Below are 21,787 nucleotides of genomic sequence, written 5' to 3' on the forward strand. Positions count from 1 at the left end.
CCATGACGCATGACAGCAGCTCACCGCCGCTGCGCCTGGCCGAGCTCGATCCGGAGTCGGCCGTGGTCCGCCTCACACCCCAGCTGGCGCAGTTCGCCGCGGTCGCACGGCTGGAGCACGTCACCCAGGCCGCGCAGTCGCTCGGGATGCCGCAGCCGACGCTCTCCCGGTCGGTGGCCCGGCTGGAGGCCGAACTCGGCGTGGACCTGCTGGCCCGTCAGGGCCGGACGGTACGGCTGACCCGGGCGGGTCGGCTGCTGCTCACCTCCGTCGAGCGGGCGCTCGCAGAACTGGAACGCGGCGCCGAGGCGGCCCGGGCCGAGGCCGACCCCGCGGCGGGCCGGGTGGCGTTCGGCTTCCTCCACACCATGGGGACGGAGGCGGTGCCCGCGCTGCTGCGGGACTTCCGCGCCTCCCACCCGCGGGTCCGCTTCCAACTGGTCCAGGACTACGTGGCGGCGATGCTGGAACGGCTGCGGGCCGGCGAACTCGACCTGTGCCTGGTCTCGCCGCTGCCGGACGCCCCCGACCTCACCGCCCGGCACCTGGACGAGCAGCGGCTGCCGCTGGCCGTCCCGGCCGACCACCGGCTCGCCGGCCGGCGCCGGATCCGGCTCGCCGAGGTCGCCGAGGAACCGTTCGTCGCGGTGGAGGAGGGGTACGGGCTGCGCGTGATCACCGACGGCTTCTGTGCGGAGGCCGGCTTCGCGCCGCGGATCGCCTTCGAGGGCGAGGAGGCGGAGACGCTGCGCGGGCTGGTCGCGGCCGGGCTGGGCGTGGCACTGCTGCCGCCGGCGCTGGTGCCCCGGCCGGGCGTGGTGGAACTGGAGGTGACGGCACCGCGGACCCGCCGGGCGATCGGGCTGGCCTGGGTGTCGGGGCGGCCGCTCACTCCGCCGGCGGCGGCCTTCCGTGACTTCGTGCTGTCGCGCAGGGGCGCGCTGCTGGGGCGGCACTGAGGAGTGCCCCTTCGAGGAGGGCGCCCCTGAAGGGGTTGATCCCGTACGTCAGGCGAGGACCGTGTCGAGGCGGGCGAGGACGCCCGGCCAGCCCTTGCCCATGCCGTCGAGGGCGGTGCGGCCCATCGGGGAGTCGAGGTCGAAGCCGGCGTGTTCGAGGAAGAGCCGGGTGCCGCGGCCCTCGGGGACGAGCCGCCAGGTGACGGTGGTGTCGAGGCTGCCCTCGGCGAAGGTGTAGCGCAGCAGCCGCTCCTCCTCGACGGCCGTCACCTCGCACGGCTGGCTGCCCCAGGGACCCATGTCCAGGCTGAAGCGGTGCCCGACGACCGGCCGCACGTCGCCGGCCGCCCACCAACGGGCGTGCAGTCCGGGGTCGGTGAGGGCGCGCCAGACGGCGGCGGGCGGGTGCGGCAGGAAGCGGTCGCAGTGGATCGTGTCGGAGTCGGTCACGGTCTCTCCTCGTCGAGCAGGTCGCTGAGGGCGCGCAGCCGGTCGCGCCAGTAGTGTTCGAACGGATGCAGCCAGTCCCCGACCTCGGCGAGGGGGGCCGCGTCGAGGTGGTACCAGCGCTGCCGGCCGCGGGGCTCCTCGCGGACGAGCCCGGCCTGCCGCAGCAGCTGGAGGTGTTCGGAGACCGCCGGCCGGCTGAGGTCGAAGAGGCCCGCCAGGTCGTTGACCGGGCGCGGGCCGTCCAGCAGGGCCGCGAGCAGGGCGCGCCGCACGGGGTTGGCGAGCGCGCCGAAGACGTCGGTTGCCATGCCCCGAAGATACGTCGGGTTTTTCCGACGTGTCAAGCGTCGGAAAATTCCGACATGGCGACACGCCCGGCGATCCGAGTAGGAATCTACGCGCGTAGGAGCTACACTCCCGCAATGGAGAAGCAGATCCCTGCCACCGCGGGCACCACTGGCCCCCGCATTCCCACCGCCGAACAGATCGCCCGTGCTCCCAAGGTGCTCCTGCACGACCACCTGGACGGCGGCCTGCGCCCCGAGACGGTCGTCGAGCTCGCCGCCGCGTGCGGCTACGAGGGACTCCCCACCACCGACCCGGTCAAGCTCGGCGAGTGGTTCCGCGAGGCCGCCGACTCCGGTTCGCTGGTCCGCTACCTGGAGACCTTCGCCCACACCTGCGCCGTCATGCAGACCCGTGAGGCGCTGATCAAGGTCGCCGCCGACTGCGCCGAGGACCTCGCCGCCGACGGCGTCGTCTACGCCGAGGTCCGGTACGCCCCCGAGCAGCACCTGGAGGCCGGGCTCACCCTCGACCAGGTCGTCGAGGCCGTCAACGAGGGCTTCCGGCTCGGCGAGGCCAACGCCCGCGCCGCCGGCCACCGCATCCGGGTCGGCACCCTGCTGACCGCGATGCGCCACGCCGCCCGCTCCACCGAGATCGCCGAGCTCGCCAACCGCTACCGCGACCAGGGCGTGGTCGGCTTCGACATCGCCGGCGCCGAGGCGGGCCACCCGCCCACCCGGCACCAGGCCGCCTTCGACTACCTCAAGGGCGAGAACAACCACTTCACCATCCACGCGGGCGAGGCCTTCGGCCTGCCGTCGATCTGGGAGGCCCTGCAGTGCTGCGGCGCCGACCGGCTCGGCCACGGCGTCCGGATCGTCGACGACATCACCGTCGGCGAGGACGGCGCGGTGCAGCTCGGCCGGCTCGCCGCGTACGTCCGCGACAAGCGCGTCCCGCTGGAGATGTGCCCCACCTCCAACCTGCAGACCGGTGCCGCCGACTCCTACGCCGAGCACCCGATCGGCCTGCTCAGCCGGCTGAAGTTCCGCGTCACCGTCAACACCGACAACCGGCTGATGAGCGGCACCAGCATGAGCCGCGAGTTCGAGCACCTCGTCGACGCCTTCGGCTACACCCTGGGCGACATGGAGTGGTTCACCGTCAACGCCATGAAGTCGGCCTTCCTGCCCTTCGACGAGCGCCTCGCCATGATCAACGACGTGATCAAGCCGGGCTACGCCGAGCTCAAGGCGGAGTGGCTGTTCGCCGGCGCCTGAGCCGGAAGGCCGGACGCGTCCGGATCTCCGGTCGGGGCGGGGCCGTCGCCGGGGCCCCGCCCCGACCGGTTGTCTGACTAATCAGTCCTATGGGTGACGCTCCGTTGATCCGCATTCGATGTTCTCACTACGGTGTGCCAGTCACTGTTGACCCGGTGTGACGACGGGCGCTCCCCGGAACGGCCGTACCACGGGCACCGACGAGAACCGAGGACCAACGCATGAAGCAGGCAACTCTGAAGGCCGCAGGCACCGCCGCTCTGGGCGTCGCGATCGCCGCCGTGGCCGCAGGCACCGCCTCCGCGGCCGCCCCCGGTGGGCTCGGACTCCCGACCAGCGCGCTGACCAACCCCGGTCTGACCGGCGCGGTGCCCGGTGCCGTTCAGAAGGTGCCCGGCGGCAGCGAGGTCACCCAGGCCGTCGGCACCCTCAACCCCGAGGTCGGCGGCAAGCTGACCCCCGCCGCGGAGGCGCCGGCCGCCGACGCCGCCCCGGCCGCGCCCGAGGCCGCCGCGGACCGCGCGCTGCCGCCCGTCCCGGGCGCCCAGGGCCTGGAGAAGACCCCGGTCGGCGGCGTGCTCGGCACGGTCAGCGGCCTCGGGGCGGGCCCCGGCGGTGCCCTGCCCGGCATCGGCGGCTGACACCGGCCGCAGTCGGCCGGCACGGCACGGAAACGGCGAAGGGCCGCCCCCGCGGTGCGGGGGCGGCCCTTCGCCGTGCCTCACGGCTCCTGCGGGAGCAGCAGCCAGAGCGCCAGGTAGATCAGGAACTGCGGGCCGGGCAGCAGGCAGGACAGCAGGAAGATGATCCGCACGGTCCACGGGGCGAGGCCGAAGCGCTTGGCCAGCCCGGCGCAGACGCCGGCGATGACGCGGTTGTGGCGGGGGCGGGCGAGCGTGCTCATGGGGTGACTCCCGGGTCGCGGGCCCGGTCCGGTCCGTCCGGCGGGCATGTGTCCATCGTGCTCGGCCGGGCCGTTGGAAACGTCAGCCCCGATAGTGATCCACGCCCCTGACCTCTCACCGGGGCGGCGGACGCCGCTCTCAGGGTCGCCCTCAGGGCCGCCCCCGAGACACACAGCCGGCCGGGGTGCCGACGGGCCCGTGGGGGAGGCTCGTCCGGGCCCGGTCGCGGGCGGCCGCGTGGGCGCCGCCGGTGGCAGGTCCGCGGTGGGGAAGCGGTGTTGCCGGGCCGCGGCGGGAGCCGAGTCCGCTCGCACGGGCCCGCGGGGGCGGCTCGTGCGGGTTCGGGAACCAAGGCGTGGCGCGGGGTCGCGGGCGGCCGCGTGGGCGCCGCCGGCGGCAGGTCCACGGTGCGGGAACGGTGTCACCGGGCCGGGGCAGGAGCCGGGTCCGTCCGGACATGCCGTGCGCCGCCGCCGGGACGCGCCCGCCGGCCGTGCCGCGCTGGTGTCACCGGACGGTGGGGCTGCCCGGGGCGGTGAGGCGGCCCAGCGGGGCGGCCGGGGAGGCGAGTTCGTAGGTGCGGTGGTGCGGTTGCGCGGCCGGGAGGGCGGCGCGGCGCCGGCGGCGGGCCCGCAGCCGGAGCAGGGCGCGGGCGGCCGGCACCAGCAGCAGGTGGCAGGCGGCCGCACCGGCCGTGCCGAGGATGATGTCGTCGACGTTCAGCACGTGGCCCGGGGTCCAGCTCTTCAGGATCTCCAGCCCGGTCGCCAGCAGGGCGGCCCCGCCGACGGTGCGCAGGAAGGACGGCAGCACGGGCGTGCGCAGCCGGCCGACCGCGATCGGCAGCAGCACCCCGAACGGGGCGAGCGGCAGGATGCCGGCCGCGAGCTGCCGGGCCCCGGCGTAGCCGCCGAGCGCGAGCGCCCGGTCGACGGAGGCCAGCGGGGTCAGGTTGGCCGGGTAGGTCCAGTTCACCGCGTTGGGCGTCAGCACCAGCCAGGCGAGCAGCACCGCGTAGCCGGCCAGCAGGAGCCGTGCGGTCGTCCGCAGCGTGCGGCAGGCCTCCGGCGGCTGGGTCCGACCGGTCGGCCCGGTGTCCTCGATCGGGTCGTCCCCGGCCGCTGCGCCGGTGCGGGTGGTGGTGCCATGTCGGTGCACAACCGGGTGGACGCGGTCTCGGCCGCGGACGGTTCCACCGTCCCGGCCCGGGCGGCTCAGGGGCAGTGCGAGGCCGAAGCGCTCGGCGTCGGCGTGACGCTGAACAGCGGCGCCGGGCTCTTCGCCGCGACGGACGGCGCGCCGGTCGGGGCCGGCGAGGCCGCCGTCGGCGTGGCCGCCCGCGGCACCTGCACGGGGCTCGGGCAGGCCGTGCGGCTGGCGGGCGCCCCGGCGTCCACCGGGACCGCCGTCGGCCGGATGCCGCAGCCGGCCGCGGCTCCGGCCAGCAGGACCAGTGCCGCCGCCCTCCGTACCGCGCTCACTGTGCGTCCTCCTGGCTGGGTGGGGTGTGCGGCAGGGTCAGGGTGAAGACCGCGCCGCTCTCCCCGTTGGCGGCCGTGATGGTGCCGCCGTGGATCTGTGCATTGGCCATCGCGATGGACAGCCCGAGGCCGCTGCCCTCGGAGCGGGCCCGCCCCTTGTCGGCCTTGTAGAAGCGGTCGAAGACGTGCGGCAGCACCTCCTCGGGGATGCCCGGCCCGCTGTCGCGGACCTCGACGACCACCCGGTCGCCCTCCTGCCGGACGACGACCCGGACGGGAGAGCCGCCGTGCTTGAGGGCGTTGCCGATCAGGTTCGCGAAGACGACGTCCAGCCGGCGCGGGTCCGCCATCAGCCGGATGCCGCGCGGCGCGTCCACCTCGACGGCGTCGTACCAGGCCCGGCCGTCGATGCAGGACATGATCAGGTCGGCTATGTCCACCTCGTCGGCGACCAGCTTGGCGGTGCCGGCGTCGAAGCGGGTCACCTCCATGAGGTTCTCCACCAGGTCGGACAGCCGCCGGGTCTCGCTGACCACCAGGCGCACCGCGGGCTCGATCATCGGGTCCAGCGAGTCCGCCTCGTCCTCCAGGATGTCGGTGACGGCGGTCATCGCGGTGAGCGGGGTGCGCAGTTCGTGCGACATGTCGGCCACGAAGCGGCGGCTCTGCGCCTCGCGGGCGCTCAACTCCTCGACCTGGTGCGACAGCGACTCCGCGGTGCGGTTGAACGTCCGGGCGAGGTCCGCGAGTTCGTCGCCGCCCTCGACCTCCAGCCGGGTGTCCAGCTTGCCCTCGCCGAGCCGCCGGGCGGCCTCGCCGAGCCGGCGCACCGGCCGCAGCACGGTCGAGGAGGCGGCCTGCGCCAGCAGCGCCGAGCCGATCAGCGCCAGCAGCGTGGCGATCGCCAGCGACCAGCCCAGCGTGTTGAGATCGGCCCGCTCGTCCTCCAGCGACTTGAACATGTACGCCGTCGGGCCGGAGGGCACCACCTTCGTCCCGCCGACCAGGAACGGCCGGTTGCCCAGGTTCACCCGCTGCCAGTACAGGTGGTACGGGTACTGGTTGCCCGCGCCGACCTCCCGCTGGGCGGCCACCGCCCGCTGCAGCGCCTGCGGCACGTCCTGCAGGGCGAACCGTGACGGGTCGGTGGAGACCGCGCACCCCGGCTGCGCCGGATCGGTCACCACCACGTCGTAGTTGAGCCCGGACGAGGCCACCTGCTGCGCCAGGTAGGCGAGTTCCGGGCAGGTGGACTCCAGCGGCAGGTCGGAGACGTTCCGGGTCAGCGACACCCGGAAGTCGTTCAGCGCGGTGTCCTGGGCGCGCTTGAGGACGGCGTCGCGGTTCAGCCAGTACGCGATGCCGGACGCCGACACCGCGGTGATCAGCGCGACCGCGGCGAACACGGCGATCAGGCGGACCCGGAGCGAGCGCAGCCGCCGCCAGGGACGGCGGCGGCGCGGCGGGGTCTGGGGGTCAGTCAACAGGTCTCACAGACGGGAACGGGAACAGGCGGTCGGCCGGGCGGCGGACGGGAGTCACTGCAGCGGCGGGTCGAGCCGGTAGCCGACCCCGCGCACGGTGCGGATCAGCGTCGGCGCGGACGGCACGTCCTCGACCTTGGCCCGCAGCCGCTGCACGCAGGCGTCCACCAGCCGGGAGTCGCCCAGGTAGTCGTGCTCCCACACCAGCCGCAGCAGCTGCTGCCGGGACAGCGCCTGGCCGGGCCGGCGGCTCAGCTCCAGCAGCAGCCGCAGCTCGGTCGGGGTGAGCTGCAGGTCCTGGCCGTCCTTGGTGACGGTCATCGCCGAGCGGTCGATGACCAGGCTGCCGTAGGTGGAGGAGTCCGAGGACTCGCGTTCGCCCCGGCGCAGCACGGCCCGGATCCGGGCGTCCAGGACGCGCGGCTGGACCGGCTTGACGACGTAGTCGTCGGCGCCGGACTCCAGGCCCACCACCACGTCGATGTCGTCGGAGCGCGCGGTGAGCAGGATGATCGGCAGCTGGTCGGTCCGGCGGATGCGACGGCACACCTCGAAGCCGTCGATGCCGGGCAGCATGACGTCCAGGACGATGAGGTCCGGACGCTGCTCCTTGAACAGCTTCAGGCCGTCCTCGCCCGAGGCGGCGGTGGCCACGCGGTGGCCCTGGCGGGTGAGGGCGAGTTCGAGCCCGGTCCGGATGGCGTCGTCGTCCTCGATCAGAAGCAGGAAAGGCACGGGCTCATTCTGGCCCACCCGCGGCCACAGATCACCCACCCGGGTGGTTGCTGAACGGTCGCGGGAACCGGAGGCGCCGGTTCGGGCGTCCGGGCGGGTGTGACAGCAGTGTGCCCGGACGCCCCGGGCGCTGTGACAGCCCTGTGACAGTCGGCGGACACCGCCATGACGACGGGCGGGCAGGATTTTCCTTGTCGCCGGGAACGACCGGGTGAGAACCGGGAGGAACGGCGACGGGAACCGCACGTACCGACCATGGGGGCGCACGATGAACGCAACGCTTCTGACCCGCAACGCGGCCGTCCGCGCAGCGCGTTCGACCGCGAACCCGCGGACCAGGTACGAGGTGCGGACCGACGAGACTTCCGGTGCCGTGATCGTACGGGGGTGCGCACACCGCACCGGAGCCCACCGCCCCAACGGCGGCGGGCACGGGGGGGAGCTGTACGGGATCGGCCACCGGGGGAACGCGGCCGACAGCAGCTCGACCATGACGCTCCGGGGGATCCTCCCGGTGGGTCAGGGTCGGGCCATCCCGACGGGGGAAGGCCTGCGCGGCGCCGGCTCGGGGGAGCCGGACGCCCGCCAGGCCGCAGGCACCACGCTGCTGCGGCTCACCCCCGCGGCAGCCGGTGCCGAGGACGGTCGACAGGGAGGCGCGCAGGGGGAGTGCTCGCCCGAGGCGGCGGACCGCATCGCGGAGTTCACCGCATACGTGCGCGAGCGCCGCGCCTCCCTGTACGCCACCGCGTACCACCTCACCGGTGACCGCTACGAGGCCGAGGACCTGCTGCAGAGCGCGCTCTTCAGCACCTACCGCGCCTGGGACCGGATCACCGACAAGGCCGCGGTCGGGGGCTACCTCCGCCGCACCATGACCAACCTGCACATCTCCGCCTGGCGGCGCCGCAAGGTCAACGAGTACCCGACCGAGGAGCTGCCGGAGACGGCCGGCGACACCGACGCGATGGGCGGCACCGAGCTGCGCACCGTGCTCTGGCAGGCGCTGGCCAAGCTGCCGGAGAACCAGCGGACCATGCTGGTGCTCCGCTACTACGAGGGCCGCACGGACCCGGAGATCGCCGACATCCTCGGCATCAGCGTCGGCACCGTCAAGAGCAGCATCTGGCGCGCGCTGCGCCGGCTGCGCGACGACGAGCAGCTCAACCGGACGGGCGACACCGTGCACGCCTTCGGCGAGCTGGTCGCCTGACCGCACACCACAGGACTCCCGTCGGGGGACGGGTGAAGGGGTCGCGGAAGCGCGGACGGCCTACTCGGGGGAGTGGCCGCCGACGGGGGAAGCCCGCAGCCCCGCAACAGCAGGAGCCCGGTGCCGGGGAGAGGCACCGGGCTCCTGTGCGTCCGCCCCGGCCCCCTCAGAGCGCCAGCCGCAGCTGGAGCCAGGCCGACAGCCGGTCGTCCGGGTGATCCAGGTCCAGGCCGAACAACTGCCCGGCCCGCCGCAGTCGGTACTTCAGCGTGTTCGGATGCACGCCGACCCGCTCCGCCGCGGCCGCCACCGAGCCCACGGCGTCCAGCCACGCCGCCACCGACCGGGCGTACTCCGTGCGGTGCTCCCGGTCGTGCGCCAGCATGGCGTCCACTGCGGGGTGCCGCAGCTCCGGGCGCCGGGCCAGCTCGTCGGCGACCCGGGCCAGCAGTACCCGGGCGTGGACGTCGGCCAGGCCGGCGACCGCGGCGCACCCGGGATCCGCCGAGATCACCCGCAGCACGTCGTCCACCTCGGCCCGGAGCGCCGGCACCGCCTCCAGGTCCTCCGCCGGCCGGCTGACGGCGGCCCGCACCGTCCCGCCGCCGCTCGGTCCGAGCGCCGCCACCGCCTGTTCCGCCAGCCGGCGCGCGGCCGTCGGCCCGACCTCGGCGAGCAGGACGTAGACCGTCCGGCCGACGGCAGCCACCGCCGCCTCCCCGTGCACGGCCGACCAGTGCCGTGCCGCCGCTGCGGCGAGCCGCACCACCGAGGGCGGCTCCTCGCCCGGCCGCCGCAGCGTGGTCAGCCCGACCAGTACCAGCCGCGGCCGTTCCGGCAGCCCCAGCGCGTACCGCAGGTCCGCGGTACGCCCGCCGCCGTGCAGGGCGTCGCGCAGCCCGTCCTCCCGCGCCCGCAGTTCCAGTTCCTGTGCGCTGCGGCGGCGCAGGATGTGCAGCGCGGCCAGCCGGGCGCCGTCGAGCAGCGCCCGCTCGCCGGCCGGGTCCAGGCCGTCCGGGCCCTCGATCGCCCAGAGGGTGCCCAACGGCAGGTCGCCCGCCCGGATCGCCACCGCCGCCCGGGGCAGCTCGTCCTCGGCGAGTGTCGGCAGCCGCGTCACGCCGGGCGCGGCCAGCACCTCCCGGTACTGGGCCTGCTGTTCGGCCTGGTCCGGCACCCGCCGCTCCAGGATGCCGCGCCGCCGCAGCTCGTCGATCCGCTGGTCGGGCAGCGCGGAGTAGGCGAGCACCCGCCGGTCCAGGTCCTCGACCGCCACCGATCCGCCGGTCACCGCAGCGATGGCGTTGGCCAGCGCGAACAGCTCCTCGCTGGTGCCCTCCATTGGCGATTCCGCATGTTGCATGCCCTGACCCTAGGCGATTTCGCCAACGACGTCCGGCCGGACCGCCGCCACGATGGCTGTGCACCGCAGCCCACCCCCGGAAGGGGCACCATGCAGGACCAGCTGATCGGCCTTTTCCCGCCCGGCACCGAACTCGACGACCACGGCGCCCTGGTGATCGCCGGCTGTCCGGTGGCCGAACTCGCGGAGACGTACGGCACCCCGGCGCTGATCGTGGACGAGGGCGCCCTGCGCGCCCGGGCCCGCGCGTACGCCGACGGCCTCGCCGCCCGCTGGCCGAACTCCCGGGTCACCTTCGCCTCCAAGGCCTTCCCGTGCACCGCCGTCTACCGGGCCCTCACCGAGGAGGGACTCGGCATCGACGTGGCGAGCGGCGGCGAACTGGCCCTCGCCGTGGCCGGCGGCGCCGACCCGGCCGGTCTGGTCGTGCACGGCAACGCCAAGACCTCGGAGGAACTGAGGATGGCCGTCGACGCCGGCGCCGGGCTGATCGTGGTCGACAACTTCGACGACATCGACCGCCTGGAGCTGATCCTCGCCGGACGGCCCGGCCGCGAGCAGGGCGTCCTCGTCCGGGTCACCCCCGACATCCGCCCGGACACCCACGAGGCCGTCTCCACCGGCCAAGCCGGCTCCAAGTTCGGACTGCTGCTGCCCGAGGCCCGCCAGGCCATCGCCCGGCTGCGCGGCAGCGACCGCCTGCGCCTGGACGGCGTCCACGTGCACATCGGCTCACAGATCATGGACACCAAGCCGTTCGAGCAGGCCGTCGAGGCGGTCGCCGGGCTCGGCACGTTCGACGTCTACGACCTCGGCGGCGGCCTCGGCGCCCGCTACACCTACGAGGACGGCCCGCCGAGCGTGGACGAGTACCTGGACGCCCTCGTCGACAGCGCCCGCGGCACCCTGCCCGGTGCCGCCCGCATCCTGATCGAGCCCGGCCGCTCGATGACCGCCGAGGCCGGCGTCTCGCTCTACCGGGCGGTCACCGTCAAGCACGGCCGTCCGACCTTCGTCGCGGTCGACGGCGGCATGGGCGACAACCTCGAGGTCTCGCTCTACCAGCAGCGCTTCGAGGCCACCGTGGCGACCCGGGTGGGCGGCGGCCGGCCCGTCCGGCTGGTCGGCCGGCACTGCGAGTCCGGCGACGTGCTCAGCGAGGGCGTCCCGCTGCGCGACCCCCGCCCCGGCGACCTGATCGCCGTCCCCGTCACCGGCGCGTACACCTACGCCCTCGGCAACAACTACAACGGCGCCCGCCGGCCCCCGGTCGTCTTCTGCCGCGACGGCCGCCACCGCGCCGTGGTGCGCCGGGAGACGTACGGCGACCTGCTCCGCCGCGACCTGGACTGACCCGAAACCCCACCCCCGCACGAGAGGTCCACCATGACATCGGACGTGACGCTCCGCCGGCAACTCCTCAGACGCAAGCCGGTCGGTGCCCTCCAGGGCGGCGGCGAACTGCGCCGCACCGTCGGCCTGTTCCAGCTCACCATGATCGGCATCGGGGCCACCATCGGCACCGGGATCTTCTTCACCCTGGACTCGGCGGTGCCGGAGGCCGGCCCGGCCGTCGTGCTCTCCTTCGTGATCGGCGCCGTCACCGCCGCCCTCACCGCCCTGTGCTACGCCGAACTCGCCTCCGCCGTACCGGTCTCCGGCTCCTCGTACTCCTACGCCTACGCCACCCTGGGCGAGTTCGCCGCCTACGCGGTCGGCTGGTGCCTGCTGCTGGAGTACGCCGTCTCCGGCGCGGCGATCGCGGTGAGCTGGGGCCAGTACCTCAACGACCTCACCGAGCGGCTGTTCGGCTTCCAGCTGCCGCAGGCGGTCGCGGCCCCACCCGGCGCCGGCGGCTGGGTCAACCTGCCCGGCGCCGTCCTGGTGCTGCTCTGCTGCCTGCTGCTGGTCCGCGGGGCGAAGCAGTCCGCGCTGGTCAACACCGTGATGGTGCTGGTCAAGCTGGCCGTGCTGGCGCTCTTCGTGGTGGTCGGCGCGACCGGATTCCACGCCGCCAACCTGCACCCGTTCGCGCCGATGGGCGCGGCCGGCATCGGCGCCGCCGCCTCCACGGTGTTCTTCTCCTTCATCGGCCTGGACGCCGTCTCCACCGCCGGCGAAGAGGTGAAGAACCCCCGCCGCACGCTGCCCCTGGCGATCATCGGTGCGCTGCTGGTCGTCACCGCCGTCTACGTGCTGGTCGCCCTGGTCGGTGTCGGCGCCCAGCCCTGGACGGCCTTCGGCGGGCAGGAGGCCGGCCTGTCGGCGATCCTCACCCGCGTGACCGGAGCGGGCTGGCCCGGCCTGCTGCTCTCGGCGGGCGCCGTGCTCTCCATCGTCAGCGTCGTCCTCGTGGTCCTCTACGGGCAGACCCGGATCCTGTACACGATGAGCCGGGACGGCATGCTCCCGGAGCTGTTCCGGCGGGTCGGCCCGCGCAGCGGCACCCCGGTCGCCGGCACCGCCGTCGTCGGCGCACTGGTCGCGGTGCTCGCCGCCGTCGTCCCGCTGGACGTCCTCGCCGACCTGACGAGTCTGGGCACCCTGGTGGCCTTCGCCGTGGTCTCCCTGGGCGTGCTGATCCTCCGGCGCACCGCCCCCGACCTGGAGCGCGGCTTCCGGGTGCCCGGCCACCCGGTGGTGCCCCTGCTGTCCGTCGCCTTCTGCGGCTACCTGCTGTACGGGCTGCCGGTGGACACCTGGCTGATGTTCGCGGTGTGGCTGGCCCTGGCCGTGGCCGTCTACCTCGGCTACAGCCGGCACCACTCCGTGCTGCAGCGGACCGGCCGGGCCGAGGCCGGGCCGGTGCTCACCGGTACGGCGCCCTGACCGGCGCGGCGCCCCGGGGCCGTGCAGCGCCGTCCGGGCCGTGCTCAGGCCGCGACGCGGACCGGCCGGACGTCCGCCACCGCGCGGACCCGCCGCTCGGCCTCCGGGCCGGCGCAGGCGTGCGCGCCGAGGGCGGTCTGGCGGGACACGATGCTGCGCTCGGCACGCATCAGCCGCCAGCCGCGCCGCAGCAGGTAGGGCACCGACTTGCGGCCCTCGCGGACGTCCCGGCGGAAGCGCCGCCAGGCCGTGGTGGACGGGCGGTTGCGCAGGCACAGCGCGTCGCCGAGCAGCCCCTCGGCCTCGCAGCGGCCGACCAGCTCGGCGGCGAAGATGCCCTCCGCGACGAACGCGGCCGCGCCGCCGAGGTCGAACGGGCGGACCCCCACCCGGCCGTTGTCCGGGATCGAGTACACCGGGACGTCCGCACGCCCGCCCTCGACCAGCGCCCGGATCACCGCCATCGCCTGCTCGGCGTGCCAGGAGGCGGGCGAGTCCCAGTCCGTGCCGCCGTCGTCCGGCAGCTGCGGCAGCGTCGGGTCGTCGCCGTCCTTGTAGAAGTCGTCGAGCTGGAGCACGGGCAGGCCGGTGCGCTCGGCGAGGGAGGACTTCCCCGATCCGGAGGGTCCCGACAGCAGGATGACGCGGGCGCGCTGGATCGGCGCCGGGTTCAGCGGGGTGTCACTCACGGGACACCAGTCTGACGCATCACCGGCGTCCACCGGTACCGCCGGGACGCCCCCGGGCCAATCTCACACGGATCCCTGGGGGCGCGCCGTCAGACCGACCCGTCCACCGGGCCGCCGAGGGCGAGCCGGGTGGTCACCAGGTAGCGGCTGTGCACCTGGACGAACACCGCCGCGCCGCCGTCCGGCGGCAGGTAGCCGGTGGCCGCCCAGTCCTGGTCGAACCAGTCCTCCGGCTCCGGGTCGCGGTGCTCACCGCCGAGCCCGAACTCCAGCCGCGGGTGCCGGCGGGAGCCGAAGGCGGCGGTGGGCCGGCCCGGGGTGAACAGCAGGCTCCCGTTCTCGAACGCGGCCGGCCAGCCCGGGCGCTCCGAGCGGACCGAGCACGGTATGCGGGTCGGCAGGCCGGCCGTCAGCCGCCGGCGCGCCCGCCGTGCGCGCAGCGCCCGCAGCGGCCCGTCCCCGAACAGAACCGCCAGGTCGGCGGCCAACTCCCACATCGTTTCGTCCTTCCGGTCGTTCCTGCCCCGTTGGACTCGCGGAGGGGCCCGGCCAGTTGCCCGCCGACCGGCCGGAACCGCAACGACGAAAGTGGGACCCGCACCCCCGGTCGGGAGGGTGCGGATCCCACTTTCGTCGCGGCCCGGTGGTCAGATGCCCATCGGGTGCCAGACCGTCTTGGTCTCCAGGAAGGAGGTCAGCCGCTTGGTGCCCGGCGCCTCCGTCCAGTCCGCGGCGGCCGGGTCGGCGGCCGGCCGCAGGACGCGCTTGAGGGTCTCGGCGGCAGCGGCCTCCAGGGCGGCGGGCGAGCCCGGACCGTCCTGGTGCACCGCGCCGGTCAGGTCGAGACCGTTGACGTCCTGGTGGGACGCCAGCGTGGGCGCGATGTCGGCCGTGCGGCCGGACAGCACGTTGACCACACCGCCGGGCAGGTCGGAGGTGGCGAGCACCTCGCCCAGCGACAGCGCCGGCAGCGGCGCCTCGGCGGCGGCGGCGACCACGGCGGTGTTGCCGGTGGCGATCACCGGGGCGATCACCGACACCAGGCCGAGGAAGGAGAAGCCGTGGCCGGCCTGCGGCGCCAGCACGCCGACCACACCGGTCGGTTCGGGCGTCGACAGGTTGAAGTACGGGCCGGCGACCGGGTTGGCGTTGCCGGCGACCTGGGCGACCTTGTCCGTCCAGCCCGCGTACCAGACCCAGCGGTCGATCGCGGCGTCCACCAGCGCGGCGGCCTTCTTGACGCCCAGGCCCTCGGCGGCGGCGACCTCGGCGGCGAACTGCTCGCGGCGGCCCTGCAGCATCTCGGCGACCCGGTACAGCACCTGGCCGCGGTTGTACGCGGTGGTGCCGGACCAGCCCTTGACCGCGGCGCGCGCGGCCACGACGGCGTCCCGGGTGTCCTTGCGGGTGCCGAGCGGGGCGTTGCCGAGCCACTGGCCCTTGGAGTCGGTCACCTCGTACACCCGCCCGCTCTCGGACCGCGGGAACTTCCCGCCGACGTACAGCTTGTAGGTCTTGAGGACGTCAAGACGCAGGGTCGTGTCAGACATCGAGGTAGGCCTCCAGACCGTGCCGGCCACCCTCGCGGCCGTAACCCGACTCCTTGTAGCCGCCGAACGGCGAGGCCGGGTCGAACTTGTTGAAGGTGTTGGCCCAGACCACACCGGCCTTGAGCCGGCTCGCCGTCCACAGGATGCGCGAGCCCTTCTCCGTCCAGATGCCGGCGGAGAGGCCGTACGGGGTGTTGTTGGCCTTCTCGACCGCCTCGGCGGGGGTGCGGAAGGTCAGCACCGACAGCACCGGGCCGAAGATCTCCTCGCGGGCGATCCGGTGGGCCTGCGAGACGCCGGTGAACAGGGTCGGGCGGAACCAGTACCCGGTGCCCGGCAGGTCGCAGGAGGGCGACCAGCGCTCGGCGCCCTCGGCCTCGCCGGCGTCGGTCAGCTCGGTGATCCGGGACAGCTGCGCCGAGGAGTTGATGGCGCCGATGTCGGTGTTCTTGTCCAGCGGGTCGCCGACCCGCAGGGTCGACATCCGGCGCTTGAGCGCCTCCAGGAACTCGTCCTGGACCGACTCCTGGACGAGCAGCCGGGAGCCCGCGCAGCAGACGTGGCCCTGGTTGAAGAAGATGCCGTTGACGATGCCCTCGACGGCCTGGTCGATCGGCGCGTCGTCGAAGACGATGTTCGCGGCCTTGCCGCCGAGCTCCAGCGAGAGCTTGGTGCGGGTGCCGGCCAGCTGCCGGGCGATCGAGCGGCCGACCGGGGTGGAGCCGGTGAAGGCGACCTTGTCCACGTCCGGGTGGGCGGTCAGCGCCGCGCCGGTGCGGCCGTCGCCGGTGACGATGTTGACGACGCCCTTCGGCAGGCCCGCCTGGCGGCAGATCTCGGCGAAGCGCAGCGCGGTCAGCGGGGTGGTCTCGGCCGGCTTGAGGACGACCGTGTTGCCGGTGGCCAGCGCCGGGGCGATCTTCCACGCCAGCATCATCAGCGGGAAGTTCCACGGGATGACCTGCGCGGCGACGCCCACCGGCCGCGGGTCGGGGCCGTAGCCCGCGTAGTCCAGCTTGTCCGCCCAGCCCGCGTAGTAGAAGAACCACGCGGCGACCATCGGCACGTCGAAGTCGCGGGTCTCGCGGATCGGCTTGCCGTTGTCGATCGACTCCAGCACGGCCAGCTCGCGGGAGCGCTCCTGGACGATCCGGGCGATCCGGAACAGGTACTTGGCGCGCTCGCTGCCCGGCAGCGCCGACCAGTCGGCGAAGGCCTTGCGGGCGGCGGCGACCGCGCGGTCGACGTCCTCCCCGGTGCCCTGCGCGAACTCCGCCAGCACCTGCTCGGTGGCCGGGTTGACGGTCTTCAGCGCCTCGCTGCCGGAGGAGTCGACGAACTCGCCGCCGATGAAGTGGCCGTAGGAGGTCGCGATGTCCCCGGCCGCGGCCGGGGACTCCGGGGCGGGGGCGTAGGTGAAGAGGCCGCCGCGGGGGGCCTGCGCCACGGGCGCGTCGGTCTTCTTGGTGTTCTTGGCCATCTGTCTCAGTCCACCGTCACGTAGTCAGGGCCGGAGTACCGTCCGGTGGTCAGCTTCTGGCGCTGCATCAGCAGGTCGTTGAGCAGGCTGGAGGCGCCGAAGCGGAACCAGTGCGGGCTCAGCCAGTCGTCGCCCAGCGTCTCGTTGACCATCACCAGGTACTTCATGGCGTCCTTGGTGGTCTTGATGCCGCCGGCCGGCTTCACGCCGATCTGCACGCCGGTCGCGGCGCGGAAGTCGCGGACCGCCTCCAGCATCAGCAGGGTCACCGGGGGAGTGGCGTTCACCGCGACCTTGCCGGTGGACGTCTTGATGAAGTCCGCGCCGGCCAGCATCGCCAGCCAGGAGGCGCGGCGGACGTTGTCGTACGTCTGCAGCTCGCCGGTCTCGAAGATCACCTTGAGGTGGGCGGAGGTGCCGTCGGGACGCCGGCAGGCCTCCTTGACCGCGGTGATCTCGTTGAAGACGTCCAGGTAGCGCCCGGACAGGAAGGCGCCGCGGTCGATCACCATGTCGATCTCGTCGGCGCCGGCGGCGACCGCGTCCACCGTGTCGGCGAGCTTCACCGGCAGGGCCGCGCGGCCGGCCGGGAAGGCGGTGGCGACCGAGGCGACCTGGATGTCGGTGCCGCGCAGCGCCTCCTTGGCGGTGGCGACCATGTCCGGGTAGACGCAGATCGCCGCGACCCGCGGAGCCGTCGGGTCGGACGGGTCGGGGTTCCGGCCCTTGGTGCACAGCGAGCGCACCTTGCCGACCGTGTCCGCGCCTTCCAGCGTGGTCAGGTCGATCATCGAGATCGCCAGGTCGATGGCGTACGCCTTCGCCGTGGTCTTGATCGAACGGGTGCCGAGGGTGGCGGCGCGAGCCTCCAGGCCGACCTGGTCGACGCCGGGCAGGCCGTGCAGGAAGCGGCGGAGCGAGGCCTCGGACGCCGCGACGTCCGCGAGGCCGCTGCCCGCAGCGCCGGGGGCGTGGGCTGCAAGAGTGGACATAGTCACCAGACCAGCATATCTACGCGCGTAGCGATCCGCTAGGGAGGGGCTGTTTTCGATGCCGGACCGAGATGTGGCGCCCCACCGCCCCCGGACGCCCCCGACGGCCGGGAAGAATGCCCTGGTGACTTCCGCAGCCGAACAGCCCGCACCCCGCAAGAAGACCGGCCGGCGCCCCGGCGGCGCGGACACCCGGCGGACGGTGCTGGAGGCCGCCCGGGCCGAGTTCGCCGCCCTCGGCTACCAGAAGGCGAGCATGCGGGCGATCGCCCGGGCCGCCGGCGTCGACGCCGCCCTGCTGCACCACTACTTCGGCAGCAAGGACAGGCTCTTCCTGGCCGCCCTGGAATTCCCCGTCGACCCGCGGCTGATCGTCGACCAGGTGCTGGCCGGCGACCGCGCGCAGGTCGGCGAACGCGTCGCCCGGTTCGTCCTCGCCCTGTGGGAACAGCCGACCGTCCGCGACCGGCTGCTCGCCGTCCTGCGGACGGCCGCCGCCTCCGAGGAGGTCGCCGCTCTGATGCGCGGCTTCATGGTCACCGAGGTGGTCTCCCGGGTCGCCGCCGGCCTCGACGTGCCGCAGCCCGAACTCCGCGTCGAACTGGTGATGTCGCAGATCCTCGGCCTCGCCATGGCCCGCTACGTGATCGCCGTCGAACCGCTGGCCTCCGCCCCGGGCGAGGACCTGCTGCCGCTGCTGGCCCGCGCGGTCCAGGGGTACCTCGTCGAGGCCTGAGGCCTTCCCCTCCGAAAGGGGGGAACCACTCAGGGGCGCTGGGGGCACCTCCCGACCGAAGGCCGGGGGCGGACTGCGCAGTCCGGGAACGGGCGTCGTGGCGGCGCCGGGGTGCCCCTGATTCGCCGGTGAGCCGCCTCCGAATGGTGCAGTTCCCCGCGCCCCTGAGTGGTTCCCTTCTTCTGCGGCTCGGGGAGGCCGAGGTTGCCCCCGGCGCCCCTGGGGTGGTCGGTCTTCACGGCTCCAGGAGGCCGAGGGTGGTGGCGAAGGCGGTGAAGGTGGGGGCGGCGACCCGCCAGGTGTATTCGCGGGGGTCGGTCCAGATGTCGCTGCCCACCACCCGCGGGTCGGCCGGGTCGGTGCGGTAGTCGAGGGCGAGGGCGGTGTCGTCCCCGGCGGTGCGGGCGACCGCGATGAGCACGGCCCGTTCGGCGTCCAGCCACGGCAGTTCGACCGGGTCGTCGGCGGTGCTGCCGCGGGCCTGCCGGAAGAGCGGGCCGAGGTCCTCGCCCGAGAGGTCGTCGAGCGAGGCGGACTGGCGCCGCACCGCCGCCACGTCGGGCAGCAGCTCCACCGGGTCGGCGAACCAGGGCAGGGCGGCCGCGAGCGCTTCGTCGCCCGGGTGCCGCCAGCGGCCGTCGGCGATCAGGTCGAGCAGCAGTTGCGGCAGCGGCAGCCCCCGCACGGTGCCGGGGGCCTCCCGGTCGGTCCCGGTCGGCAGGGCGGCGTCGGTGGGGTCGGCGGCGGCGGCGGTGTTGTCGGAGGGCGGGGCGGGGGCGTCCGGTGCGGTCACGCGCCCACCCTGCTGGTCGGCGGGCCCGTTGTCCATGCCCGGGCCGCCCCGCTCCACCGCACGACACCCCGAGAAACACCGTGCGACACCCCGGCCGCCGTGCCGGGTCCCTTGACGGCCGGGGTGCGGAACGCAAAACTCATCGCATGATGAATTATGAGGCGGGGCCCGGCCCCGCGATCCGGACCGCCGGCCTCACCGTGGTCCGCGGCGGCCGCCCCGTCCTGCACGGCCTCGACCTGGAGATCCCGCGCGGATCGGTGACCGGCCTGCTCGGCCCCAGCGGGTGCGGCAAGACCACCCTGCTGCGGTCGGTCGTCGGCGTGCAGCGCACCGCTGGCGGCACCGTCGAGGTGCTCGGCCGCCCGGCCGGGGACGCCGCGCTGCGCCACCGCGTCGGCTACGTCACCCAGGCGCCCTCCGTCTACGCCGACCTCACCGTCACCGAGAACCTCGCCTACTTCGCCGCCGTCCTCGGCGCACCGAAGGGCGACCCGGACCGGGTGATCCGCCAGGTCGGCCTGACCGGCCACGAGAACGACCCCGCCGGGAGGCTCTCCGGCGGCCAGCGTGCCCGAGTCTCGCTCGCCGCGGCCCTGCTCGGCGCCCCGGAGCTCCTCGTCCTGGACGAGCCCACCGTCGGCCTCGACCCGGTGCTGCGCCAGGACCTCTGGCAGCTCTTCCGCGGCCTCGCCGAGGAGGGGGCCACCCTGCTGGTCTCCAGTCACGTCATGGACGAGGCCACCCGCTGCGACCGCCTGCTGCTGATGCGCGACGGCCGGCTGCTCGCCCACGACACCCCCGCCGCCCTGCTCGCCGCCACCGGGGCGGCCGACATCGACAGCGCCTTCCTCCGCCTGGTCGAGGACACCCCCCGCACCGCCGACACCGTGGAGACCGGCCGATGAACATTCGGCGCACCCTCGCCACCGCCCGCCGCGTCCTCGCCCAGCTGCGCCACGACCCGCGCACCCTCGCGATGCTGCTCGTCGTCCCCTGCGTCCTGCTGACCCTGCTGCGCTACATGTACGACGGGCAGCCGGACACCTTCGACCGGATCGGACCGGCCCTGCTCGGGGTCTTCCCGCTGCTGGTGATGTTCCTGGTCACCTCGGTGGCCATGCTGCGCGAGCGCACCTCCGGCACCCTGGAGCGGCTGCTCACCATGCCGCTCGGCAAGCTGGACCTGCTGCTCGGCTACGCCCTCGCCTTCGGCCTGGTCGCCCTCGTCCAGGCGGCGCTCGCCTCCGCGCTGACCATCGGCCTGCTCGGCCTCGACGTCGCCGGCCCGACCTGGCTGCTGTTCGCCGTCGCGGTCGGCGACGGCCTGCTCGGCATGGCGCTCGGCCTGCTGGTCTCCGCGTTCGCCGCCACCGAGTTCCAGGCCGTGCAGTTCCTGCCCGCCGTGCTGCTGCCGCAGTTCCTGCTCTGCGGCCTGTTCGTGCCCCGCGAGCAGATGGCGGACGTGCTGCGCTGGGCCTCCGACGTGATGCCGCTCTCGTACGCGGTCGACGCGATGGGCCGGCTCACCGTGCACAGCGGTGTCGGCAGCGAGGTGGTCACGGACCTCGCGGTCATCGCCGGCTGCGCGCTGCTGGCCCTCGGGCTCGGCGCGGCCACCCTCCGCCGCCGCACCCCCTGACCCCGCGCGGCGGACGCACGCCGTGCCGCGCCGCCGGACCGGCCCCGGTCCGGCGGCGCCCGCCGTGACCCGCGGGAATCCGGCGGCCGGGGTCCCTGGGGCGGACGGGTCCCATGCGGCAGAATCGTCCCCATGACCGAATCCGACGGCACGCCCCACCCGGGTCCCGCCGCCCCCGAGGAGCCGCAGTACGCCGACCGCGTCTACCGCTCCGGCCCGGGCATCATCTCCGGTGTCCTGCTGCTCGCCGTGGCCGCCTGGCTGATCGGCGACGCCGTGATCTCCGGCACCGGCCGCACGCCCTGGGTGGCGCTCGCCGCCGCGCCGGTCTTCGTCTTCCCGGTGATCGCCTACACACTGCGCCCCGCGGTGTACGCCAACGAGCGCCGGCTGCTCGTCCGCAACCCGCTGCGCAGCGTCCACGCGCCGTGGTCGCAGGTGGAGGGGCTGCGGTCGGGGTACTCGGTCGAGCTGTTCGCCGGCGGGCACAAGTACCAGGTCTGGGCGGTGCCGGTGTCGATCCGCCAGCGGAAGGCGGCGAGCCGCCGGGCGATGCGGGCGGCCAAGGACGGCACGCCGTCGGCGTCGCTGCGGCCGGGCGAGAACGATCCGACCCGGGCCTGGTCCGACCAGGTCGTCGGGAACCTGCAGGAGTTGGCCGAGCGGTGCGCCGGCCGGCCCGAGGCCAAGGGCGAGGTGACCGTCAGCTGGTGCTGGTGGGTGATCGTGCCGACCGTGGCCGGCCTGATCGCGCTGGTCACCCTGATCGTCACGGGCTGACGCCCGCGTCGTACGGACGCACGGGCCCCCGCCGACCCGAGAGGTCGGCGGGGGGCGGTTGCGGGTGGGGGGGGCCCCGGGGGGGGGGCGGGGGGGGGGCCGGGGGGGGCGGGGGGGGCGGGGCCGGAGGGCGGGGGC

Annotated in this window: 24 protein-coding genes; 11 read left to right on the plus strand and 13 right to left on the minus strand. The window is 74.4% G+C overall.

Annotated elements, in window-relative coordinates; all coding sequences use genetic code 11:
- Positions 1 to 2: 2 nt before the first annotated feature.
- Positions 3 to 959, plus strand: a complete 957-nt coding sequence (locus AB0442_RS14605) for a LysR family transcriptional regulator (protein WP_363543324.1) — start codon at positions 3 to 5, stop codon at positions 957 to 959.
- Between the two features lie 48 nt (positions 960 to 1,007).
- On the opposite strand, the gene AB0442_RS14610 is transcribed toward AB0442_RS14605, so the two are convergent.
- Positions 1,008 to 1,409: an SRPBCC domain-containing protein gene (locus tag AB0442_RS14610; protein WP_366162986.1), complete on the minus strand. Its 402-nt coding sequence runs from the start codon at positions 1,407 to 1,409 to the stop codon at positions 1,008 to 1,010.
- Positions 1,406 to 1,717 (minus strand): metalloregulator ArsR/SmtB family transcription factor, encoded by a 312-nt coding sequence (locus tag AB0442_RS14615; RefSeq protein ID WP_344623547.1) that lies wholly within the window; start codon positions 1,715 to 1,717, stop codon positions 1,406 to 1,408. Before AB0442_RS14615 ends, AB0442_RS14610 begins: the two co-directional genes overlap by 4 nt.
- 114 nt (positions 1,718 to 1,831) lie before the next feature.
- On the opposite strand from AB0442_RS14615, the gene AB0442_RS14620 reads away from it, so the two are divergent.
- Positions 1,832 to 2,977, plus strand: coding sequence for an adenosine deaminase (locus AB0442_RS14620; RefSeq protein WP_363543327.1), 1,146 nt, complete (start codon positions 1,832 to 1,834; stop codon positions 2,975 to 2,977).
- A 221-nt stretch (positions 2,978 to 3,198) separates the two neighbouring features.
- Entirely contained in the window at positions 3,199 to 3,618 is a 420-nt protein-coding gene (locus AB0442_RS14625; protein WP_366162988.1) for an ATP-binding protein, read from the plus strand.
- Positions 3,619 to 3,698: 80 nt separating this feature from the next.
- On the opposite strand, the gene AB0442_RS14630 is transcribed toward AB0442_RS14625, so the two are convergent.
- Together AB0442_RS14630 and AB0442_RS14635 are read right to left on the minus strand one after the other, a co-directional pair.
- Positions 3,699 to 3,881 (minus strand): PspC domain-containing protein, encoded by a 183-nt coding sequence (locus AB0442_RS14630; RefSeq protein ID WP_263105051.1) that lies wholly within the window; start codon positions 3,879 to 3,881, stop codon positions 3,699 to 3,701.
- A gap of 508 nt (positions 3,882 to 4,389) precedes the next feature.
- Entirely contained in the window at positions 4,390 to 5,040 is a 651-nt protein-coding gene (locus AB0442_RS14635) for a VanZ family protein (RefSeq protein ID WP_366162989.1), read from the minus strand.
- On the opposite strand from AB0442_RS14635, the gene AB0442_RS14640 reads away from it, so the two are divergent.
- Positions 5,029 to 5,409, plus strand: coding sequence for a hypothetical protein (locus AB0442_RS14640; protein ID WP_366162991.1), 381 nt, complete (start codon positions 5,029 to 5,031; stop codon positions 5,407 to 5,409). The genes AB0442_RS14635 and AB0442_RS14640 overlap by 12 nt on opposite strands.
- Here the strand turns inward: AB0442_RS14640 and AB0442_RS14645 are convergent.
- Together AB0442_RS14645 and AB0442_RS14650 are read right to left on the minus strand one after the other, a co-directional pair.
- On the minus strand, positions 5,360 to 6,847 hold the full coding sequence (locus AB0442_RS14645; RefSeq protein ID WP_363543334.1) for a HAMP domain-containing sensor histidine kinase: 1,488 nt from the start codon (positions 6,845 to 6,847) through the stop codon (positions 5,360 to 5,362). The two genes, AB0442_RS14640 and AB0442_RS14645, sit on opposite strands and share 50 nt — an antisense overlap.
- Positions 6,848 to 6,901: 54 nt before the next feature.
- The gene (locus AB0442_RS14650; RefSeq protein WP_263105055.1) at positions 6,902 to 7,582 is read right to left on the minus strand and encodes a response regulator transcription factor; all 681 of its coding nucleotides are present in this window, start codon (positions 7,580 to 7,582) and stop codon (positions 6,902 to 6,904) included.
- Between the two features lie 604 nt (positions 7,583 to 8,186).
- Between AB0442_RS14650 and AB0442_RS14655 the strand changes: the two genes are divergently transcribed.
- On the plus strand, positions 8,187 to 8,795 hold the full coding sequence (locus AB0442_RS14655) for a SigE family RNA polymerase sigma factor (protein WP_363543374.1): 609 nt from the start codon (positions 8,187 to 8,189) through the stop codon (positions 8,793 to 8,795).
- Positions 8,796 to 8,961: 166 nt separating this feature from the next.
- Here the strand turns inward: AB0442_RS14655 and AB0442_RS14660 are convergent, their stop codons facing one another.
- A complete protein-coding gene (locus AB0442_RS14660) occupies positions 8,962 to 10,137 on the minus strand; it encodes a helix-turn-helix domain-containing protein (protein WP_366162993.1) in 1,176 nt (391 codons plus the stop codon).
- A gap of 111 nt (positions 10,138 to 10,248) precedes the next feature.
- Between AB0442_RS14660 and lysA the strand changes: the two genes are divergently transcribed.
- On the plus strand, positions 10,249 to 11,511 hold the full coding sequence (gene lysA, locus AB0442_RS14665) for a diaminopimelate decarboxylase (RefSeq protein ID WP_366162994.1): 1,263 nt from the start codon (positions 10,249 to 10,251) through the stop codon (positions 11,509 to 11,511).
- Between the two features lie 33 nt (positions 11,512 to 11,544).
- Entirely contained in the window at positions 11,545 to 12,987 is a 1,443-nt protein-coding gene (locus AB0442_RS14670) for an amino acid permease (protein WP_366162996.1), read from the plus strand.
- Positions 12,988 to 13,031: 44 nt separating this feature from the next.
- Here the strand turns inward: AB0442_RS14670 and AB0442_RS14675 are convergent, their stop codons facing one another.
- From AB0442_RS14675 to deoC, 5 genes are all read right to left on the minus strand, one after another.
- Positions 13,032 to 13,676, minus strand: coding sequence for an ATP-binding protein (locus AB0442_RS14675; RefSeq protein WP_366162997.1), 645 nt, complete (start codon positions 13,674 to 13,676; stop codon positions 13,032 to 13,034).
- 89 nt (positions 13,677 to 13,765) lie between these two features.
- Positions 13,766 to 14,173 carry a hypothetical protein gene (locus tag AB0442_RS14680; RefSeq protein WP_366162998.1) on the minus strand — a complete coding sequence of 136 codons (408 nt, stop codon included), beginning with the start codon at positions 14,171 to 14,173 and terminating at the stop codon, positions 13,766 to 13,768.
- A gap of 150 nt (positions 14,174 to 14,323) precedes the next feature.
- On the minus strand, positions 14,324 to 15,226 hold the full coding sequence (locus AB0442_RS14685) for an aldehyde dehydrogenase family protein (RefSeq protein ID WP_366162999.1): 903 nt from the start codon (positions 15,224 to 15,226) through the stop codon (positions 14,324 to 14,326).
- Positions 15,219 to 16,706 carry an aldehyde dehydrogenase family protein gene (locus AB0442_RS14690; RefSeq protein WP_366163001.1) on the minus strand — a complete coding sequence of 496 codons (1,488 nt, stop codon included), beginning with the start codon at positions 16,704 to 16,706 and terminating at the stop codon, positions 15,219 to 15,221. The genes AB0442_RS14685 and AB0442_RS14690 overlap by 8 nt, the downstream gene beginning before the upstream one ends.
- A gap of 5 nt (positions 16,707 to 16,711) precedes the next feature.
- Entirely contained in the window at positions 16,712 to 17,698 is a 987-nt protein-coding gene (gene deoC, locus AB0442_RS14695; RefSeq protein ID WP_344622192.1) for a deoxyribose-phosphate aldolase, read from the minus strand.
- A gap of 124 nt (positions 17,699 to 17,822) precedes the next feature.
- Here deoC and AB0442_RS14700 point away from each other — a divergent pair, with 124 nt between their 5' ends.
- Entirely contained in the window at positions 17,823 to 18,434 is a 612-nt protein-coding gene (locus AB0442_RS14700; RefSeq protein WP_366163002.1) for a TetR family transcriptional regulator, read from the plus strand.
- Between the two features lie 235 nt (positions 18,435 to 18,669).
- Here the strand turns inward: AB0442_RS14700 and AB0442_RS14705 are convergent, their stop codons facing one another.
- Complete coding sequence (locus AB0442_RS14705) at positions 18,670 to 19,227, minus strand: hypothetical protein (RefSeq protein WP_366163004.1); 558 nt, start codon at positions 19,225 to 19,227, stop codon at positions 18,670 to 18,672.
- 146 nt (positions 19,228 to 19,373) lie between these two features.
- On the opposite strand from AB0442_RS14705, the gene AB0442_RS14710 reads away from it, so the two are divergent.
- The 3 genes from AB0442_RS14710 (at position 19,374) to AB0442_RS14720 (ending at position 21,649) form a co-directional block, all read left to right on the plus strand.
- Positions 19,374 to 20,135 (plus strand): ABC transporter ATP-binding protein, encoded by a 762-nt coding sequence (locus tag AB0442_RS14710; RefSeq protein ID WP_366163005.1) that lies wholly within the window; start codon positions 19,374 to 19,376, stop codon positions 20,133 to 20,135.
- Positions 20,132 to 20,869, plus strand: a complete 738-nt coding sequence (locus AB0442_RS14715; RefSeq protein WP_366163007.1) for an ABC transporter permease — start codon at positions 20,132 to 20,134, stop codon at positions 20,867 to 20,869. The genes AB0442_RS14710 and AB0442_RS14715 overlap by 4 nt, the downstream gene beginning before the upstream one ends.
- Positions 20,870 to 21,001: 132 nt before the next feature.
- On the plus strand, positions 21,002 to 21,649 hold the full coding sequence (locus tag AB0442_RS14720; protein WP_366163008.1) for a PH domain-containing protein: 648 nt from the start codon (positions 21,002 to 21,004) through the stop codon (positions 21,647 to 21,649).
- Positions 21,650 to 21,787 lie beyond the last annotated feature (138 nt).

It is taken from the genome of Kitasatospora sp. NPDC085895 (assembly GCF_040702125.1).
Taxonomy (GTDB): domain Bacteria; phylum Actinomycetota; class Actinomycetes; order Streptomycetales; family Streptomycetaceae; genus Kitasatospora; species Kitasatospora arboriphila.

Bases quoted from the DNA above. Each gene is read 5' to 3' on its own strand.
- AB0442_RS14640 (WP_366162991.1), top strand. From the start codon at position 5,029: ATGTCGGTGCACAACCGGGTGGACGCGGTCTCGGCCGCGGACGGTTCC.
- AB0442_RS14670 (WP_366162996.1), top strand. From the start codon at position 11,545: ATGACATCGGACGTGACGCTCCGCCGGCAACTCCTCAGACGCAAGCCG.
- AB0442_RS14680 (WP_366162998.1), bottom strand. From the start codon at position 14,173: ATGTGGGAGTTGGCCGCCGACCTGGCGGTTCTGTTCGGGGACGGGCCG.
- AB0442_RS14615 (WP_344623547.1), bottom strand. From the start codon at position 1,717: ATGGCAACCGACGTCTTCGGCGCGCTCGCCAACCCCGTGCGGCGCGCC.
- AB0442_RS14710 (WP_366163005.1), top strand. From the start codon at position 19,374: ATGATGAATTATGAGGCGGGGCCCGGCCCCGCGATCCGGACCGCCGGC.
- AB0442_RS14685 (WP_366162999.1), bottom strand. From the start codon at position 15,226: ATGTCTGACACGACCCTGCGTCTTGACGTCCTCAAGACCTACAAGCTG.
- lysA (WP_366162994.1), top strand. From the start codon at position 10,249: ATGCAGGACCAGCTGATCGGCCTTTTCCCGCCCGGCACCGAACTCGAC.
- AB0442_RS14720 (WP_366163008.1), top strand. From the start codon at position 21,002: ATGACCGAATCCGACGGCACGCCCCACCCGGGTCCCGCCGCCCCCGAG.
- AB0442_RS14625 (WP_366162988.1), top strand. From the start codon at position 3,199: ATGAAGCAGGCAACTCTGAAGGCCGCAGGCACCGCCGCTCTGGGCGTC.
- AB0442_RS14660 (WP_366162993.1), bottom strand. From the start codon at position 10,137: ATGGAGGGCACCAGCGAGGAGCTGTTCGCGCTGGCCAACGCCATCGCT.
- AB0442_RS14690 (WP_366163001.1), bottom strand. From the start codon at position 16,706: ATGGCCAAGAACACCAAGAAGACCGACGCGCCCGTGGCGCAGGCCCCC.
- AB0442_RS14620 (WP_363543327.1), top strand. From the start codon at position 1,832: ATGGAGAAGCAGATCCCTGCCACCGCGGGCACCACTGGCCCCCGCATT.
- AB0442_RS14715 (WP_366163007.1), top strand. From the start codon at position 20,132: ATGAACATTCGGCGCACCCTCGCCACCGCCCGCCGCGTCCTCGCCCAG.
- AB0442_RS14605 (WP_363543324.1), top strand. From the start codon at position 3: ATGACGCATGACAGCAGCTCACCGCCGCTGCGCCTGGCCGAGCTCGAT.
- AB0442_RS14630 (WP_263105051.1), bottom strand. From the start codon at position 3,881: ATGAGCACGCTCGCCCGCCCCCGCCACAACCGCGTCATCGCCGGCGTC.
- deoC (WP_344622192.1), bottom strand. From the start codon at position 17,698: ATGTCCACTCTTGCAGCCCACGCCCCCGGCGCTGCGGGCAGCGGCCTC.